The sequence below is a fragment of the uncultured Pseudosulfitobacter sp. genome (assembly GCF_963976325.1).
Taxonomy (GTDB): domain Bacteria; phylum Pseudomonadota; class Alphaproteobacteria; order Rhodobacterales; family Rhodobacteraceae; genus Pseudosulfitobacter.
In genome coordinates, this window is sequence record NZ_CAXBJW010000002.1 from 427,880 (window position 1) to 445,055 (window position 17,176).

General features: G+C 62.7%; 16 protein-coding genes and 1 pseudogene. 7 read left to right on the top strand and 10 right to left on the bottom strand.

Annotated elements, in window-relative coordinates; genetic code table 11:
- Positions 1 to 21: 21 nt before the first annotated feature.
- Together AAC077_RS09295 and AAC077_RS09300 are read right to left on the bottom strand one after the other, a co-directional pair.
- Positions 22 to 201 (bottom strand): hypothetical protein, encoded by a 180-nt coding sequence (locus tag AAC077_RS09295; RefSeq protein WP_339768795.1) that lies wholly within the window; start codon positions 199 to 201, stop codon positions 22 to 24.
- Between the two features lie 138 nt (positions 202 to 339).
- Positions 340 to 930, bottom strand: a complete 591-nt coding sequence (locus AAC077_RS09300) for a L,D-transpeptidase (protein WP_339768797.1) — start codon at positions 928 to 930, stop codon at positions 340 to 342.
- A 168-nt stretch (positions 931 to 1,098) separates the two neighbouring features.
- Here AAC077_RS09300 and AAC077_RS09305 point away from each other — a divergent pair.
- Positions 1,099 to 1,605 (top strand): annotated as a pseudogene (locus AAC077_RS09305) (CAP domain-containing protein); the annotation flags it as partial.
- A 184-nt stretch (positions 1,606 to 1,789) separates the two neighbouring features.
- Here the strand turns inward: AAC077_RS09305 and AAC077_RS09310 are convergent.
- Entirely contained in the window at positions 1,790 to 2,287 is a 498-nt protein-coding gene (locus AAC077_RS09310; RefSeq protein WP_339768799.1) for a L,D-transpeptidase family protein, read from the bottom strand.
- 105 nt (positions 2,288 to 2,392) lie between these two features.
- Positions 2,393 to 3,610, bottom strand: a complete 1,218-nt coding sequence (locus AAC077_RS09315) for a class I SAM-dependent RNA methyltransferase (protein ID WP_339768801.1) — start codon at positions 3,608 to 3,610, stop codon at positions 2,393 to 2,395.
- Positions 3,611 to 3,716: 106 nt separating this feature from the next.
- Here AAC077_RS09315 and AAC077_RS09320 point away from each other — a divergent pair, with 106 nt between their 5' ends.
- Genes AAC077_RS09320 through AAC077_RS09330 form a run of 3 tightly spaced genes read left to right on the top strand, consistent with a single transcriptional unit; the run spans position 3,717 to position 7,380 of the window.
- The gene (locus AAC077_RS09320) at positions 3,717 to 4,970 is read left to right on the top strand and encodes an aminotransferase class V-fold PLP-dependent enzyme (RefSeq protein ID WP_339768803.1); all 1,254 of its coding nucleotides are present in this window, start codon (positions 3,717 to 3,719) and stop codon (positions 4,968 to 4,970) included.
- On the top strand, positions 4,963 to 6,066 hold the full coding sequence (locus AAC077_RS09325; RefSeq protein ID WP_339768805.1) for a CaiB/BaiF CoA-transferase family protein: 1,104 nt from the start codon (positions 4,963 to 4,965) through the stop codon (positions 6,064 to 6,066). Before AAC077_RS09320 ends, AAC077_RS09325 begins: the two co-directional genes overlap by 8 nt.
- Positions 6,067 to 6,105: 39 nt before the next feature.
- Positions 6,106 to 7,380 (top strand): acetylornithine deacetylase/succinyl-diaminopimelate desuccinylase family protein, encoded by a 1,275-nt coding sequence (locus AAC077_RS09330; protein WP_339768807.1) that lies wholly within the window; start codon positions 6,106 to 6,108, stop codon positions 7,378 to 7,380.
- Here the strand turns inward: AAC077_RS09330 and AAC077_RS09335 are convergent.
- Together AAC077_RS09335 and AAC077_RS09340 are read right to left on the bottom strand one after the other, a co-directional pair.
- Positions 7,377 to 8,576, bottom strand: coding sequence for a hypothetical protein (locus AAC077_RS09335; RefSeq protein ID WP_339768809.1), 1,200 nt, complete (start codon positions 8,574 to 8,576; stop codon positions 7,377 to 7,379). The two genes, AAC077_RS09330 and AAC077_RS09335, sit on opposite strands and share 4 nt — an antisense overlap.
- Before the next feature lie 90 nt (positions 8,577 to 8,666).
- Complete coding sequence (locus AAC077_RS09340; RefSeq protein WP_339768811.1) at positions 8,667 to 9,917, bottom strand: Hsp70 family protein; 1,251 nt, start codon at positions 9,915 to 9,917, stop codon at positions 8,667 to 8,669.
- A gap of 130 nt (positions 9,918 to 10,047) precedes the next feature.
- Here AAC077_RS09340 and AAC077_RS09345 point away from each other — a divergent pair, with 130 nt between their 5' ends.
- A complete protein-coding gene (locus AAC077_RS09345; protein WP_339768813.1) occupies positions 10,048 to 11,526 on the top strand; it encodes an ABC transporter substrate-binding protein in 1,479 nt (492 codons plus the stop codon).
- Between the two features lie 72 nt (positions 11,527 to 11,598).
- Positions 11,599 to 12,006, top strand: a complete 408-nt coding sequence (locus AAC077_RS09350) for a cupin domain-containing protein (protein ID WP_339768815.1) — start codon at positions 11,599 to 11,601, stop codon at positions 12,004 to 12,006.
- Here the strand turns inward: AAC077_RS09350 and AAC077_RS09355 are convergent.
- Entirely contained in the window at positions 12,003 to 13,124 is a 1,122-nt protein-coding gene (locus tag AAC077_RS09355; protein ID WP_339768817.1) for an acetoin utilization protein AcuC, read from the bottom strand. The two genes, AAC077_RS09350 and AAC077_RS09355, sit on opposite strands and share 4 nt — an antisense overlap.
- Before the next feature lie 73 nt (positions 13,125 to 13,197).
- The gene (locus AAC077_RS09360; RefSeq protein ID WP_339768819.1) at positions 13,198 to 15,576 is read right to left on the bottom strand and encodes a transketolase; all 2,379 of its coding nucleotides are present in this window, start codon (positions 15,574 to 15,576) and stop codon (positions 13,198 to 13,200) included.
- 117 nt (positions 15,577 to 15,693) lie between these two features.
- Here AAC077_RS09360 and AAC077_RS09365 point away from each other — a divergent pair, with 117 nt between their 5' ends.
- On the top strand, positions 15,694 to 16,164 hold the full coding sequence (locus tag AAC077_RS09365; protein ID WP_339768821.1) for an Lrp/AsnC family transcriptional regulator: 471 nt from the start codon (positions 15,694 to 15,696) through the stop codon (positions 16,162 to 16,164).
- On the opposite strand, the gene AAC077_RS09370 is transcribed toward AAC077_RS09365, so the two are convergent.
- Both AAC077_RS09370 and AAC077_RS09375 read right to left on the bottom strand, forming a co-directional pair.
- Positions 16,141 to 16,533 carry a RidA family protein gene (locus AAC077_RS09370; RefSeq protein ID WP_339768822.1) on the bottom strand — a complete coding sequence of 131 codons (393 nt, stop codon included), beginning with the start codon at positions 16,531 to 16,533 and terminating at the stop codon, positions 16,141 to 16,143. The two genes, AAC077_RS09365 and AAC077_RS09370, sit on opposite strands and share 24 nt — an antisense overlap.
- Positions 16,530 to 17,159: a TetR family transcriptional regulator C-terminal domain-containing protein gene (locus AAC077_RS09375; protein WP_339768825.1), complete on the bottom strand. Its 630-nt coding sequence runs from the start codon at positions 17,157 to 17,159 to the stop codon at positions 16,530 to 16,532. Before AAC077_RS09375 ends, AAC077_RS09370 begins: the two co-directional genes overlap by 4 nt.
- Between the last annotated feature and the right edge of the window lie 17 nt (positions 17,160 to 17,176).

Here is a 17,176-nt window from a genome sequence, read left to right on the forward strand (position 1 = left end):
TCTATTGGTATGAAGCGTCGCTTAGTTGGACACAGCTGCAGCGACCAGTGCCAGAAGCAGCAGGGGCAGCAGGATGCCGGAAGAAGAAGAAGTAGCTTCTTCAACCACGACGGGTGCTTCGATGATCGGATCGGCAGGAGCGCCGGCGAATGCGGTAGTTGCAGCAGCTGTCAGAGCGGCGGCGAGAACGAGTTTTTTCATGTTAACCTCCAGAAAAAGCGCGCCAGCAATTGTGCGGACGCGCACCCAAGACTTACCTCGTATCCCGTTGTAAACAGCAAATAAGGTCGATTGCAAACCCACATTGCCGCACAAAGGCCGCTAATCAATCGGATGTCGTCAAATTAGCAACACTTGTGTGCCCACATTGGCCATGCCGAACAATTCCTGAATATGTTCGTTGTACAGGCCGATGCATCCGTTGGACGAACGACGGCCAATTTTGCGCGTGTCGTGCGTTCCGTGAATACGGTAATACGTCCAGCTCAGGTACAAAGCGTGCGTTCCCAAGGGGTTATCGGGGCCGGGGCCGATAAAGTCGGGCCATTCGGGGTTGCGCTGCAACATCGACGGTGTCGGACGCCAGCTTGGCCCGACAACTTTTTGCACGACACTGGTGCGACCACGACGCGTCAGGTCATCGGTCAGCGGAACGCTGGACGGGTACAATTTGTACACCGATTGGTCTTGGTTCCAGAAGTGCACGGCGCGGCTGTCGATATCGACCAGAATCGCACCGTTTTTCAGGTTGTCAAAATAGGGCTGCCAGTCCAGCGTGCGAAAGCTGGAAATGTTGCGGCGCACCGATTGTGTCGGGTCACGCTCGGCCTGGCCGGCGGGAACCTGTGCAAGCGCGGGCGTCGCAAGCAACGCGGCAGAGCCTGCCAAAAAGGCGCGACGGTTGTTGAATTCAAAACGCTTGCTGGACATTATATGTCCTCCTGTTGTGCGGATACTGCATTTGCCCTTTTATATATGGCGCGAAAGACGCAGTCGCAATTCAAACAACTGTCATCCGGCAAGCTCACGCCGATGTGCGTTTGAATTGCCACGCGTGGCACTGTATCTCACCACAAAACCAATCGACTGGAGCCTGTCATGATCCGTATCTTTACCCTGCTTATGGCAGGTTTCCTTGTTCTAAGCGCCTGCGCCGTTCCGCCGTCAACCCCGACGTTGACCTCGGACGGCAGTCCGGCACCGAAAATGTACCGCATCCGCGCGGGCGACACATCGAAGCTGCAATACCGGATGCTTGATTCGGTCAACGCCCTGCGCCAGGCCCAAGGCGCTGCGGCTGTCGAACTGAACCCGCAACTGAATGCTGCCGCCGCGACCCATTCGCGCGACATGTCGGCGCAAAACCGCCCCTGGCACTTTGGGTCGGACGGCTCGTCGCCCATCGACCGCTTGCAGCGCGTGGGCTACCCGGGGCGTCTTGTGGGTGAAAACATCTCGGAAACCTACGAATCAGAGCTGGAAACACTGGCCGCCTGGATGGAACAGCCCGACACCCGCCGCACCATCCTGTCGCGTGACGCCAGCCAGATGGGATTTTCCTGGTATCAGGAAAGCAACGGCAAGATCTGGTGGACGATGGTCATGGCCAACCCCAACAGCACCGCAATCGTGCCGCTGGCCAACCCGGCAGCATCGCGTCGCGTGCCTGCGCGTGTGGATCAAACCACAGCATCGTCTGACGATGCGGCTGGGATTGTGGAAACCAGCGAATAATCAACCAAACCGGCGGCGGGCCTGACGGCCCGTCGCGGCCGCACTGTGGCCCGTTTTACGGGTTGATCTGAATCGGCGTGCCGTCGCCGACCATCGCGTAAATGTCTTCGATTTCCTTGTCGGTCACCGCGATACAGCCCCAGGTCCAGTCGTTCTGGCCCTTTTTCCGCTTTTCGGAATTCCCGTGAATAAAGATGTCGCCGCCCGGTGACTTGCCCAGCGCCGCGGCGGCCGCGCGGTCGACTTCGTTGGGATAGGAAATGCCAACCGACAGGTGGAATTTGCTGTTCGGGTTGCGCCGGTCGATCAGATACACGCCCTCGGGCGTGCGGCCGTCACCTTCGAAGAACTTGTGGCCGATGGGGGCAAAACCCAGATCAATGGTATAGGCTTTCAGCACGCGATCCTTGTGCAACAGGAACATCTGGCGTTGTGATTTGTTCACCACGACAAAGGTCACGGCAGGGCCGTTATAGCGTTTGAATTTGCTGGGGGTACATGCGGGCACAATCGCCGCCGCAACGCCGCCAAGGATCAATGCCCTGCGTTTCATCGTAATCGTCCTGCCTTGTGTGCCTGTTGTCAGGCTACCATTTACTGCGTTTTATCGGTACACTGAATCCGGGCGTTCACCAAGCCGTTATCGCAGGAAAGACGGTCACAGGCGCGTCAACTTGCCGACCAGTTCAACGTGAGACGACCAACGGAACTGGTCCACCGGCTGCACCCATTCCAGCGTAAAGCCCGCCGAAACCAGTTGCGCAGTGTCGCGTGCAAAGGTCACCGGATTGCACGAAACATAGGCCACGGTTTTCACGTTGCTTTCGATGATCTGCGCGACCTGAGCGGCAGCGCCTGCGCGCGGCGGGTCAATGACCACGGTGTCAAACCGCTTGAGCTCGTCCGGCAACAGGGGGCGGCGGAACAGGTCGCGTGCCTGCGCTGTCAGGGGGCGCAATCCGCCCGCAGCGCGCCAGCCAGCAGCCAGTGCTGCCGTCATTTCGGCATCGCCCTCGACCGCGTGCACTTCGGCATGGGTCAGCAACGGAAAGCTGAAAGTGCCGCAGCCCGCGAACAGGTCGGCCACCGATCTGGCGCCTGCACAAATTTCCATCACCAGCGCCTGCAAGGTATGTTCGCCGTGCACGGTGGCCTGCAAGAACGTGCCCGGCGGCGGCACGACCCGCGCCGCGCCAAAGGTCTGGAACGCCTGCCCGCGCGCCGCGATCACTTCGCCGTCCCACGCCAGACGGCACAGCCCGTGCGTTTCAGTCGCCTGCGCCAGTTGCACGCGCAACGGCCCGTCCAGCGGCTTGCCGCCCTGCACCGAAATATCCAGCCCCTCGCCCGACAGGGTCGCGGCCACCGACATCTCGGCCTTGCGGCTGGAGCCGACCAGCGCCAGCGCCTTGGCCACCTCAAGCGCGGGCAACAGCGCGGGGTCGACCAGCAGGCAATCTGTCACCTCGACAATCGTACCAGACGCGCGGCCATGAAACCCTGCGGTTGCGCCCTTTTTGGTGCGTTTCACCGAAAACGTCGCCCGTCTGCGCGACTGTGCGGGGGAGGTCAGCGTGGGGCGCACGTCGGTTTCCAGACGGTGGGCGGACAGGGCTGCCTTGACCACGTCCGCCTTGAAATCGGCCACCAGCGCATCGCTGGCGTGTTGCAACTGGCAGCCGCCGCAGCTTTTGTAATGGCGGCAGGGCGCTGCCACGCGGTCGTCCGACGGCGCTTCGATGCGCACGTCGGTCAGTTGCGTGTCGTTCAGCGTGCCACTGACCACTTCGCCGGGCAATGTGCGGGGGGCAAAAACCGGGCCTTCGGCAATGCCGTCGCCCTGATGTCCAAGACGGATGATTGTATGTTGTGTCATAGCGCGTTCCTTAGCGCGAAGCGTCGCCACACAGAAGCCCCATCGAACAGTTGCACCTGTCGTGGATTTCGCAGACGAATATGCAACACATCCGAAGGACACCAAAATGCCGTCACCGCTTGCCCCCCTGCTGGAAGACATCCGCGCCCGTTTTGCGCATGTCGATGAATGCCCGTTCGCCGGGCCGCGCATCTTTTTCGAAAACGCAGGCGGCGCGCTGACGCTGAAGGCGGCTGTGGAGACCTCGGCAAAGTTTGCAGCGATCCCCGACAACCAGGGGCGCGACAACCCGGCGGCCAAGGCGCTGATGGACATCATCCGGACGGCCAAGGCGGATATGGCCACATTCTTTAACGCGCCTTCGGGCCAGTTCTTTGTCGGGGAAAGCGGGACCGAGCTGTTGTTCCGCCTGATCCGCACCGCCGTGATGGGGGCCAAGGGCACGGTGATCGGGTCCACCATCGAACACCCGGCATCGCGCAGTGCCGCGCAGATTTGGGCGAAAAACGCCGGTGCAGACTATATCAGCGTGCCCCATGACGCCGCGCGCGGGCTGGTGACAGCACAGGACTACGCCGCGGCGATGACGCCGGATGTGCGTGTGGCCACGATCCTGCACACCTCGCCCGTGACCGGCATGGGCATGGACATTGACGCCATTTCGCAGGCGATCCGCGCCGTGTCGCCCGATTGCCTGATCATCGTGGATGGCATCCAGCACGCCAGCCACGGCGGCATCGACATCGCAGCGGCGGGCATCGACGGCTATGTGGTCAGCCCCTACAAGGTGTTTTCGCGCCATGGCTACGGCGTGGCCTGGGCGTCCGACCGGCTTAGCAAGATGCCGCTTGAGGCGCTGATGGGCGGACCGTCGGAGAACTGGGAAATGGGCACGCGCGACACAGGTGCATATGCGACGTTTTCGGACGTCGTGGCCTATTTCGACTGGCTGGGCGGACAGGTGTCCGACGCCACCGACCGCCGCGCGCGGATCGAGGCGGCAGGCCATGCCATCCACGCCCACGAGAAACACCTGACCGACACCATGCTGAACGGCACCGGCAACCTGCCCGGTCTGACCGATTTGCCCGGCGTCCGGATCATTGGCGGCGACGACAATCCGGCGCGCGAGGGGCTGGTTTGCTTTGCCATGGACAGCCTGCCCGCTGCCGACATCGTCGCCCGTCTGAACGCCCAAGGCATCCGCACCCATGTGCGCAAGGCCGACCATTATTCCGGCAACGTGCTGGACCCACTGGACCTGCCCGCTGCGGTGCGGGTGTCGCTGTGCCACTATAATTCCGAGGCCGAAGTGACCGCATTTCTGTCCGCCATGAAAAGGATGTCTGACGATGCTTGATCGCAACGGCCCCCTGCGCGGGCTGCGCGTTGTCGAAATGGCGGGGCTGGGGCCTGCGCCCTTTGCCTGCATGATGCTGGCCGATATGGGGGCCGAGGTGGTTCGCATTGCCCGCCCCGGGCAAAAGCCGATGTTCGGGATCGACCAAAAGCACAACCTGTACGACCGCTCGCGCCAAAGCGTGACGTTGGATTTGCGCGATCCTGACGATCTGGCGCAGGCGCAGACCCTGATTGCCCGCGCCGAAGTGGTGATCGAAGGGTTTCGCCCCGGTGTGATGGAGCGGCTTGGCCTTGGCCCCGAACCGATGATGGCCGCGAACCCTGCACTGGTGTTCGGGCGCATGACCGGCTGGGGGCAGGATGGACCGCTGCGCGACCGCGCGGGTCACGACCTGAACTATATGGCAATCTCGGGCGCGCTGTGGTCCATCGGTCCGGCCGACGCGCCCCCGCCCCCGCCGCAGAACATCATCGCCGATCTGGCGGGCGGCGGCATGATGCTGCTGGCGGGTGTGCTGGCGGCTGTGTTGCACGCACGCGGCACCGGTCAGGGGCAGGTTGTCGATGCCTGCATGTCTGACGGTGCGGCGTTGATGATGGTGATGCAATACGGGCTGATGGCCGCCGGTGTGCACAACGATCAGCTGCGCGGCGGCAACACGTTGAACGGTGGGGTCGCCAGCTATCGCTGCTATGAAACCGCTTGCGGCGGCTATGTCGCCCTTGGCCCGTTGGAGCCGCAGTTCTATGCGGAAATGCTGGCGCAACTGGGGCTGTCGGACGATCCGCGCTTTGCCGATCAATACGGGCCGCAGGATGAGATGCACGCCGTGTTAGAGACGCTTTTTCGCAGCAAACCCCGCAACCACTGGCAGGACATACTGGAACGTGTCGATGCCTGTTTCGCCCCCGTGCTGCCCATGTCCGAGGCACCGCAATACCCCCACAATGTCGCGCGCGGCACCTTTGTGACGACCGACGGCATCGTGCAACCCGGCCCCGCCCCACGGTTTTCCGCCACCCCGTCCGATGCGCCGACGCACGGCGATGCCGGCATGACGACCGTGGCGGATGTGCTGAAATCCTGGGCCTAGGCTCTTGCCATTCGTCCACCAAGCTTTGAAGGTATCGCCATGACACTTTCCCACCGCATCACCGACAAACGCGATGATCTGATCCGGCTGACCCAGGACCTGATCCGCATCCCCACGCTGAACCCCCCGGGCGAGAACTATCGCGAGATCTGCGATTTTCTGGACAAACGCCTGTCGCAACACGGGTTCCAGACACAACTGATCCGCGCCCATGGCACCCCCGGCGACAGCGAGAAATACCCCCGCTGGAACATCGTCGCGCGGCGCGACGGGGCGCAGACGGGCGAATGCGTGCATTTCAACAGCCACACCGATGTGGTCGAGGTGGGACAGGGCTGGACCTTTGATCCCTTTGGCGGCGCGGTGTCCGACGGCAAGATCTACGGGCGCGGTGCCTGCGACATGAAAGGCGGGCTGGCCGCGTCGATCATCGCGGCTGAAGCGTTCATCGAAGAGCATCCGAATTTTCAGGGCGCCATCGAAATCTCGGGCACGGCGGACGAGGAATCGGGCGGCTATGGCGGCGTTGCCTATCTGGCGGAACAGGGGTTTTTCGACCCTAACAAGGTGCAACACGTCATTATCCCCGAACCTTTGCAAAAGGATCGCATCTGTCTGGGCCATCGCGGTGGCTGGTGGGCCGAGATCGAGACAAAGGGCGAGATTGCCCACGGGTCGATGCCGTTTCTGGGCGATTGCGCCGTGCGCCACATGGGGGCCGTGCTGTCGGAATTTGAAACCAAACTGTATCCGGCGATGGCGGCACGGTTCACCGAAATGCCCGTGGTGCCCGAAGGCGCGCGGCAATCGACGATGAACATCAATTCGATCCACGGCGGGCAGAAGGAGCAGACCGACGATTTCACCGGCCTGCCCGCGCATTGCGTGCCTGACAGTTGCCGCATCGTGATCGACCGGCGCTATCTGGTCGAGGAAACGCTGGATCAGGTCCGCGACGAGGTGACCGCGCTGCTGGAAGGGCTGCGCGAAACGCGCCCCGACTTTGAATACGAACTGACCGAGCTGAACAGCGTGATCCCGTCGATGACCGAGAAAACAGCGCCCGTGGTCGAAACCGTAGCCAAGGCGATCGAAGACGTCATGGGCAAGCCGCCGACCTATGTGGCATCCCCCGGATCGTACGACCAAAAACACATCGACCGCATCGGCAAGCTGAAGAACTGCATTGCCTATGGCCCCGGCCTGCTGGAGCTGGCGCACAAGCCCGACGAATACATCGGAATCGACGACATGGTGGACAGCGCCAAGGTGATGGGCGCCGCGTTAGAGACGCTTTTGCTGCCCAAGGCCTAACCTTCGGCCGATACCCCGAAGATCGCGATGGCGATGCCCAGCACGGCAAGGGCTGCAAAGCCCAGGGCCTTGGGCCGCCCGCCTGCGTTCTGCCATGCGCCAATCGCCGCAATTGCGGACTGGATCGCGTAATACAGCGCAAAGGCGCGCGAGGCGTAGCTGATGATTTCGAAAATGCTGGCGACCCATGTCAGCGCCAGACCGATGGCCACCAGAACGGCATAGCCCTTGCGCGTCGACACACGCCCGCCGGTCAGTTCCGCAATCAGCCCGCCCGAGCCGCCGGTGTCTGCCACCGCGGCACTGAACTGCGCGCTGATCGCCGCGGCAATCAGCAACAGCGGCAGGATGGGGGCGACAACCGCCATCAGGTCAATGATCGCGGTTTCGCTTAGGTGTCGCGCATCGGGTTCAATCGAATAGGTCAGCAGCAGAATGTAGATCATGTAAATCGCCGTCGCCAGCCATTGTGCCAGCTTCATCGACCGTATCCGTTCGCTGGCGCTGTAGTCCGCCCCCAGATAGCGCGAGGTTTCAAACCCCTGAACGGTCACCAGAAGCCCGGCGAAAATCATCAGCGCATGTATCCCGCCCACCTGTGCAGGCATCACCACCAGATCGCCGGCGACAGCGGTTTCGACAAAATACCAAGCCAGGCCGAACAGCAGCCCCGCGATGATGGCCAGCTTGACCCCGACCGACACCTGTTCGACACGCTCAAGCGCATGGAACCCTTTGGTCCAGCCGATGACCAGGATCAGCACGAAAACGGCACTGGTCACCAGCTTGGCGTCGATGGTCGAATCGAAGGGTGTCATGCTGACGGCAAACGCGCCCAGCAGGTTCAAATAGTAGGCGACGGAAATCACATAGGCAAAGGCCAGCGCCCAGGATGCGACCGTTTCAAGGCTGTTTTCCGTGCCGTTGCGCGTGGTTGTGTCATCGGACCGGCGCGCGATGTTGAACCGGATTGCCGCGCCAAAGCAGTAGGCCATCAGGCACAAAACCAGCATGACCAGCGGCGCGTATTTGCCGTAAGACGTATCCAGGATCGGCCCCAGCACCAGAAAACCGCTGCCGATGATCGACGCCAGCGGCGTGATCGCCGCCCGCCACAAACGGGCCTGTGCCAGTCTTGGGTACAACAGCAATGCCCCCGCGCCGACGGTCACAAGGGCAATAAATGCATTCAACATAGAGGGTGCCTTTTTGATGCACGGATCGCATGACTGATTTCGTGCGCATGTGCCAGCCTGCCATCTACATAAAGCGTTTGGCGCGCGCGGCTAGAACGCAGTTTCCGACGCCAGCGCCAAACCTTCGACGATGCCGGTCAGTGCCGCACCGCGATGCACATCTGCCTGCGGAAACCGCTGTGTCAGTGCGCCTTGAATCACCGCCATCAGGCTGGAACCGCCGACAAAGATCAGCCGGTCGATGGCCTCGGGCGCGACCTGCGCCTGTTCCACGGCCTGCAACGCGGCATCGCCGACCTGATCGGCCATATCAGCCAGCCCCGCCCACATCATCGCGGCGGGCAGCGGAACGGTCAAACCCGTCTCTAACAGGCCCAATTTGATCTCGGGCAGTGCCGTTCCGGCGGGATCGTTCGCGGCGATCTTGCCCGCCTCGACGGCAAAGGCCAGGTCGTGGCCCAGCTCATCCTCAAGCACGCGCACCAACCGGTCCAACAATTCCGGCTGCACCGCGTGTTTCGCCAGATCCTGCGCGGCGCGGCGGCTGTCGGGCGAGTACAGAAACGGGATCTTCTGCCACGTGGCCAGATCGGCAAACAGGGCGCGCGGGGCGCTGTGCACCTGATCGCCAAAGGCATGGCGAATGTCGCTGCCCAGACCCAGATGCGGCATCACATGATCCAGCGACAGCCGCCGATCAAAATCGGTGCCGCCCAGACGCACGCCGTGGCTGGCCAGAATATCAATGCCCGCGTTTTCGCCATGTCGGAACACGGTAAAATCCGACGTACCCCCGCCGATGTCGACCACCAGCCCCAGATCGCCGTCCTGCAAGGCCGCACGGCTGGCCAGCGCCGCGGCTTCGGGTTCGGGCATGAATTTGACCGCGTCAAACCCCGCCGCGTGGTAACAGTCCGTCAGGTCCACCAGCGCCTGCGCGTTGCGTTCGGCGTTGGCACTGTGAAACAGCACCGGACGCCCCGACAGCGCGGTGTTGAACGTCAGCCCGCTTTCCGCTTCGGCCCGCTGTTTCAGCGTTGCCAGAAACCGCGCGACGATGGTGATGAAATCCTGACGTTCGTTCAGCAGCATCCGGCTTTCGCGCATCAACGACGTGCCCAGCAGGCTTTTGAGCGCGCGCATATAGCGCCCCTCGTCGCCTGCGATCAGGGCATCGTTTGCGGGGCGGCCGTACACCACCTTGCGCGCGTCAAAGTCGAAGAACACGGCTGTGGGCAGGGTCTGTTCGCCCGGCTCCAGCGCGACCAGATGCGTCTGACCATCCACCGCATAGCCCGCCGCCGAGTTCGAAGTGCCAAAGTCGATGCCAAGGGTCGCCATGTCGTCACCGCCTGAAAACAGAAGAAAGGCGCCGCCATAGCGTCTTGGTTCAGCGGGCGCAACACGGGGACGCTGGTCAAAGCCAAAGGAACTGGCTAGCCTTTCAAAAAAACCAACCGGGAGTCTGAAAATGTTTCACATCCGTTCGCTTTTGCTGGGGGTCGCGTCCGCTGCGCTGATCGCCGGATCGGCCTTGGCCAAGGACGACATCACCGTCGCCATGCAGCTTGAGCCACCGCACCTTGATCCCACCAGCGCCGCCGCCGGCGCCATCGATTCGGTGCTGTATTCCAACGTGTTCGAGGGTTTGACGCGCTTTATGGGCGACGGGTCGATCGTGCCCGGTCTGGCCGAAAGCTGGGAAATTTCCGACGACGGCCTGACATATACGTTCAAGCTGCACGACGGCGTGACGTTCCATGACGGCACCACGATGGACGCCGAAGACGTCAAATTCAGCCTGGACCGTGCCCGCGCCGAAGACAGCGTGAACGCGCAAAAGGCGCTGTACACCGGCATCGCGGATGTCGAGGTGATCGACCCGCTGACGGTCAAGCTGACCCTGTCGGAACCGAACGGCAGCCTGCTGTTCAACCTGGCATGGGGCGACGCTGTGATCGTGGCACCCGAAAGCATCGAGAACATCAAACAGACGCCCATCGGCACCGGCGCGTTCAAATTCGTGAACTGGGTGCAGGGCGACAAGATCGAACTGGAACGCAACGACGCCTATTGGGGGGACGCGCCCGCGCTGGCCAAGGCGACGTTCAAGTTCATCTCGGACCCGACCGCCGCCTTTGCCGCTGTGATGGCCGAGGATGTGGATGCTTTTGCCGGTTTCCCCGCCCCCGAAAACCTGCCCCAATTCGAGGCTGACCCGCGGTTTCAGGTGCTGATCGGCAGCACCGAGGGTGAAACGATCCTGTCCACCAACAACGCGCTGCCGCCCTTTGACAACGTCAAGGTCCGCGAGGCGATTGCCCATGCCATCGACCGGCAGGCGATCATTGACGGGGCGATGTTCGGTTATGGCACGCCCATCGGCACGTTCTTTGCGCCGCACAACCCCGCCTATGTCGATCTGACCGGCCTGAGCGAATATGACCCCGAGAAATCCCGCGCGCTGCTGGCCGAGGCAGGCTTTGCCGACGGGTTTGAAACCACGCTGCACCTGCCGCCCCCGTCCTATGCCCGTCGCGGCGGCGAGATTGTCGCGGCACAACTGGCCGAGGTCGGCATCAAGGCCGAGATCATCAACGTCGAATGGGCGCAGTGGCTGGAAACCGTGTTCAAGGGCAAGAACTTTGGCCTGACCATCATTTCGCACACCGAACCGATGGACATCGGCATTTACGCCAACCCGGATTACTATTTCCAATACAACAACCCGGATTTCCAGGCGCTGATGACCAAGCTGAACGGCACCACCGATCCCGACATGCGGACCCAGATGTTGGGCGACGCCCAGCGCATGATTTCCGAGGATTATGTGAACGGCTACCTGTTCCAGTTGGCCATGCTGTCGGTTGCCAAGGCAGGTCTGCAAGGTCTGTGGACCAACGCGCCGACCCAGGCCACCGATCTGACCGGCGTAAGCTGGGCGGACTAAGCGACCCTTACACTGTGACAAAGGGCGGCGATTACGTCGCCCTTTTCCTTTTCCGCTCACAGGAGACACCCAATGGACATCCACAAACAGGGCGCACGGCCCCGCACGCAGGCACCGGCGGATTACTTTACCGGCGACGTTTGGCAAGATCCGGTTGTCACCGCGCCCGAGCCTGCACGCCTGCGGGCGCTGATCGTGACTTTTGCCGCCGGCGCGCGCACCGCGTGGCACACGCATCCGCTGGGCCAGACCCTGCACGTGATGTCGGGCGAAGGGCGCATTGCCCTGCGCGGCCAGCCGCCGCGCGTCATTTCGGCCGGCGATACGGTCTGGATCCCCCCGCACGAGGAACATTGGCACGGCGCAGCACCTGACAGCGAGATGGTGCATATGGCGATGCAAGAGGCGCTGGATGGCACCGCCGCCGACTGGCTGGAACAAGTTAGTGATGCGGACTATGCCATCGCGCCCGCAGGTTAAAACCGCGCGGCCAGCCGTGCCACATCGGCCCGCACGCTGTCGCGCACCGGCCCGCCGCGCGGCGCATCGCGCAGGGTGGTGAACCACGCCGGATCGGGATTGCGCCCGCGCGCGTTGCCCTGAAACACCAGCCCGCGCAGCACCTGTTGCGCGGCTTCGGGCAACACAGGCGGGATCGCGTGGCGGTTCAGCGTGGCCCAGACGCCCGTCCACAGCCGCCCCGCAGACCACGGGTTATAGCCACCGCCACCCAGCACCAGCAGGCGCGGTGCCATGCCCATCAGCCCCGCCACGATCTGCCAGTGGGCATTGTTCGACAGCGACAGATGCGACTGCGGATCATCGGCCACCGCATCGGCCCCGCATTGCAGCACAAGCGCATCGGGTTGGAACGCGGCGACCGCAGGCAGGATCAGCCCGTCGCGGATCAGCGCCATTTCATCGTCGTTCAACAACCGTGGCACCGGCAGGTTGAACACGTTGCCCGCGCCTTCGTCCTCCAGCGCCCCGGTGCGCGGCCACAGGCCGGATTCGTGCACCGACAGCACCAGCGTGTCGGGATCATCGGCAAAGGCACGCTCGACCCCGTCGCCATGATGCGCGTCGATGTCGATATAAGCGATGCGCGCCGCGCCGTTGGCCCGCAGCGACCGGATCGCCAGCACCGGATCGTTGAGAAAGCAAAACCCGCTGGCGCGATCCGGCATCCCGTGATGGGTGCCCCCTGCGGGGTGAAAGACCACACCGCCCCCCGCCAGCAGCTCACCCGCCAGCAACGACCCGCCCGCTGCCGTGGCCGGACGGCGGTACATTTCGGGGAACACGGGGTTGGACGGGGTGCCAAGATGGTGCCGTGCGCGCACGGCGTCGGTCACAGCCTGCTCTGCCTCGGCCTGCACCAACGCCGCAACATAATCCGGCGTATGCCATCCGGTCAGCGCGGCGGGCTTGGCGCGCGGGCTGGTGAGGTAAACCGACCGTGGCAGCCACCCCAGCGCCCGCGACAGGTCCATCACCGTCGACACACGCGGCACCCGCAACGGGTGCCAGCGCCCATAGGTCGAGGCACGGTAAATCTCGTGGCCGATGAACAGCGGCGACGGCAGCGGGGCGTTCAAAATGTCATCTCGGCATCCTTTACGACGCCACAGTTGCAAGGATCAGCCCGCAAACGCAACCACACGCGCCACGCTACATCCGAAGCGGTGCGGTCACCGGACGGCCCAGCGTCAGGCCGTTCACCTTTTCCACGATCCCTTCGGCGTCGATGCCGAAATGCCGGTACAGATCGGCAATCGTGCCGGTCTGGCCAAAGTGTTCGACCCCCAATGACACCGTCTGATGCCCGATCACCGATCCCAGCCACGCCAGAGTGGCGGGATGGCCGTCGATCACCGTGACGATCTTGCAATCGCGCGACAGCCCGCCCAGCAGGGTTTCGATATGCGACCGTGCCGCCCCGTTGCCACGTGCCCGCGCCCGCTGCGCCGCTGTCCAGCCCGCGTTCAGCCGGTCGGCCGAGGTGACAGCCAGCACCGCAACATCGCGGCGGCCTTCGGCGATGATGCCCGCCGCACGGATCGCTTCGGGCGCGACAACCCCCTGATAGGCGATCACCACCTCGCAATTCGGGCCGGGTTTGCGCAGCCAGTACGCCCCGTCAATCGCGCCTTGACGGAAATCATCATCGACGCGCTTGCCGGGCTGTTCGATGGGATTGGTGGACAGCCGCAGATAGACCGACCCGCCGGTTTCGTCGCGCAGCCATGTGCGTTCGTCGGGGTCGCCGTCGCCGCTGCGTTGCAGGTATTCGAACGCCCACTGCATGATCACCGACAGCTCGTCGACAAAGGCGGGTTCGAACGCGGCCAGGCCGTCCTGGCTCATCCCGATCAACGGGGTGCCGATGGACTGGTGCGCGCCGCCCTCGGGCGACAGGGTGATGCCGGACGGGGTGCCGACGATCATGAAACGCGCGTCTTGGTAGCAGGCGTAATTCAACGCATCCAGACCACGCGCGACAAAGGGGTCGTAGACCGTGCCGATGGGGATCAGCCGCTTGCCGAACAGCGAATGCGACAGGCCCGCCGCCGCCAGCAGCAGAAACAGGTTCATCTCGGCGATGCCCAGTTCGATGTGCTGCCCTTCGGGCGTGAATTCCCATTTCGCGGTCGAGGGGATTTTTTCGTTGATGAACGTGTCTTGCTGTTCGGTGCGCGCGAACAGCTTGCGGCGGTTCACCCACGGGCCAAGGTTGGTGGTGCCCGTCACATCGGGCGAGGTGGTGACAATGCGCGATGCCAGATCGCTGTCGCCCTTGGACAGATCGTCCAGGATCTTGCCAAAGCCCATCTGCGTGGACAGCTCGCGGTCGGTCGCGATCTCGACCTTTGGCACGTCCAGCACGTCATCGGTATAGCGGCGCGGCCCCTTGGCAAAGAACGGGACCTGCCCCAGGAAATCGCGCAAGCCATCGGGGTCCTCGACCGTGGCGAAGGGGTCCCATTCCTGCCCTTGCGGCACGCCCATCACCTTTTGCCAGGCGTCCATCTGGGTCTTGTTCATCAGACCGCCGTGATTGTCCTTGTGACCCGCAATCGGCGTGCCCCAGCCCTTGATCGTGTAGGCCAGAAAACAGACGGGGCGGTCGTGGTCGATGGCGGCAAAGGTGTCTGCCATGGTCTGCACGCAGTTGCCGCCCAGATTTTCCATCAGTTCGGCCAGCTCGTCATCGCTGCGACTGTCGATCAGTTGGGTCACGTCACCCTGATCGCCCAGACTGTCCATCAGCCGTTCACGCCACGCAGCCCCGCCCATGAAGGTCAGCGCCGAATAAAGCTGGTTGGGACAGTTGTCGATCCAGTCACGCAGCGTGTCGCCGCCCGGTTCCTTGAACGCGGCACGTTGCAAATGGCCGTATTTGACCCGCACCACGTCCCAGCCGAAGGCTTCGAATATCTTCTCGACGCGCTGGAACAGTCCCTCGCGCACGACGCCGTCCAGCGACTGGCGGTTATAGTCGATGATCCACCACGCATTGCGCAGATCGTTTTTCCAGCCCTCTTGCAGGCATTCGTAAATGTTGCCTTCGTCCAGTTCCGCATCGCCCACCAGCGCCACCATGCGGCCCAGCGGTATGTCATTGCCCCAGCGTTTCGCGTGAATGTAATCCTGCACCAACGACGCAAAAGACGTGATCGCCACGCCCAAGCCCACCGATCCGGTCGAAAAATCCACATCGTCGATGTCCTTGGTCCGCGACGGATAGGATTGCACGCCATGCAGCCCGCGAAAGTTCTGCATTTTCTCCAGCGTCTGTTCGCCCATCATATATTGCATCGCGTGAAACACCGGCGATGCGTGGGGTTTGACGGCAACGCGGTCTTCGGGGCGCAGGGCGCTGAAATACAGGGCCGACATGATCGACACCATCGACGCAGACGACGCCTGATGGCCGCCCACCTTGATCTCGTCCGCCTTGGGACGGATGTGGTTGGCGTTATGGATCATCCAATGCGACAGCCACAGCAGCCGTTGCTCAATCGTTTTCAGGTGGGAGGCGTGCGACATCGAAATTCCAGTACGTTTGAGTTTGGCGCAGTATATCGCGGTAACAGGCGCGAGTTTCGTCTTTCTTTGCCTTGGTTTCTGAATTATTGGCTATATCAGCCAACAAAGGCGGAATTCATGATGATTTCAACCAATCTGGACACTTTCGATCTGGCCATTCTGCGCGCCCTTCAGGTCAACGGCCGCGCCTCGATTCAAGACATTGCCGCGACCGTCGGCCTTAGCCCTTCGCCCGTGGCGCGCCGGCTGCGCCTTATGGAAGAGGCGGGCATTGTCACAGGCTATTCCGCGCTGATTGACGAGGCATCCCTTGGCTTTGGCTTTTCTGTGTTCCTGTCGGTCAAGCTGGAAAAGCAGGTGGACGATGCGCTGGCGCGGTTCGAGCAGGCGATTGCGGGCCACCCCGAGGTGGTCGATTGCTGGCTGATGACCGGAAACCGCGACTACCTGCTGCGCATCGCAACCAGCGGGCTGGAGGAATTCGAGCGGTTTCTGGTGGGAACCTTCACCAAGATCCCCGGCGTCGCGTCCATCGAAAGCTCGATCCCGTTGCGGCGGGTGAAATCAGGGCAGGCGCGGCTGGGTTAAGGCCAGGGCTTCGACCTCGACCAGAAATTCGGGGCGGGTAAAGCCCGTGACGATCAGCAGGGTCGAGGCAGGTTTCACCGCAAAATCACGCACCAGCGCATCGCGCACCGCCATATAGGGGGCAAAATCCTCGCGGCGGGTGACGTAGCCGGTAAAGCGGATCACATGCGAGAAATCCGCGCCTGCTTCGGCCAGAATGGCGCGGATGTTCTCAAAACACAGTTCGGCCTGCGCGGTCACACCGGCGGGGATGCTGCCATCGGTCGCCAGACCCAACTGCCCCGACGTGGCAATCAGCCGCCCGGCCTGAACGCCATGCGCGTAGGCGCCAAAGGGGGCGGGCAAGGTATCGGGTGTCAGCGCCTTCATATGCGGTGTCCTTCCTCGTCCAGACCGCAGCGGCGCAAAAACAGCGCGCTGGCCTCTGTTATGATGCGTTCGGCGTCCATCGGCTGGCCGTCCGTGACCCCCATCAGCTTGCGGGCCTGTGCCTCGTATTCGGCATAGTGTTGGGTGACCGCCCAGATGTTGATCTGGAACAGCAGCGGATCGACGGGCGCGATTTTGCCCGCGTCGATCCAGGCGCGGATGGTATCGTTTGCCTCTTCCACAGAGGCGCGCAGCGGTTCCCAGTAATCCCCCATTTCGGGCGCGCCGCGGGCCATTTCATTGGCGAAAAAGCGCGACACGTCGGGATGCTCAAGCGCATGTTCGATCTTGTTCCTGATATAGTTGCGGATCGCCTCGGCGGGGTCTTCCAGCGAAGACGACAGCGAAAACAGCTCGCGCCAGTGCGAGACGATATAGCCCAGAACGTCCTGATACAGGTCTTCTTTGGACGTGATGTAGTAATGCAGTTGTGCCTTGGAGATGCCCGCCGAGCTGGCAATCGCCTGCGTCGAGGTGCCCGCCAGCCCGTTGCGCGCGAACTCGCGGATGGCCGCGTCGCGGATCGCTTCGTTTATGGCGCTGCGCCGGATTTTTGCAGTGGTCATGGGCGGTCCTTGATGGG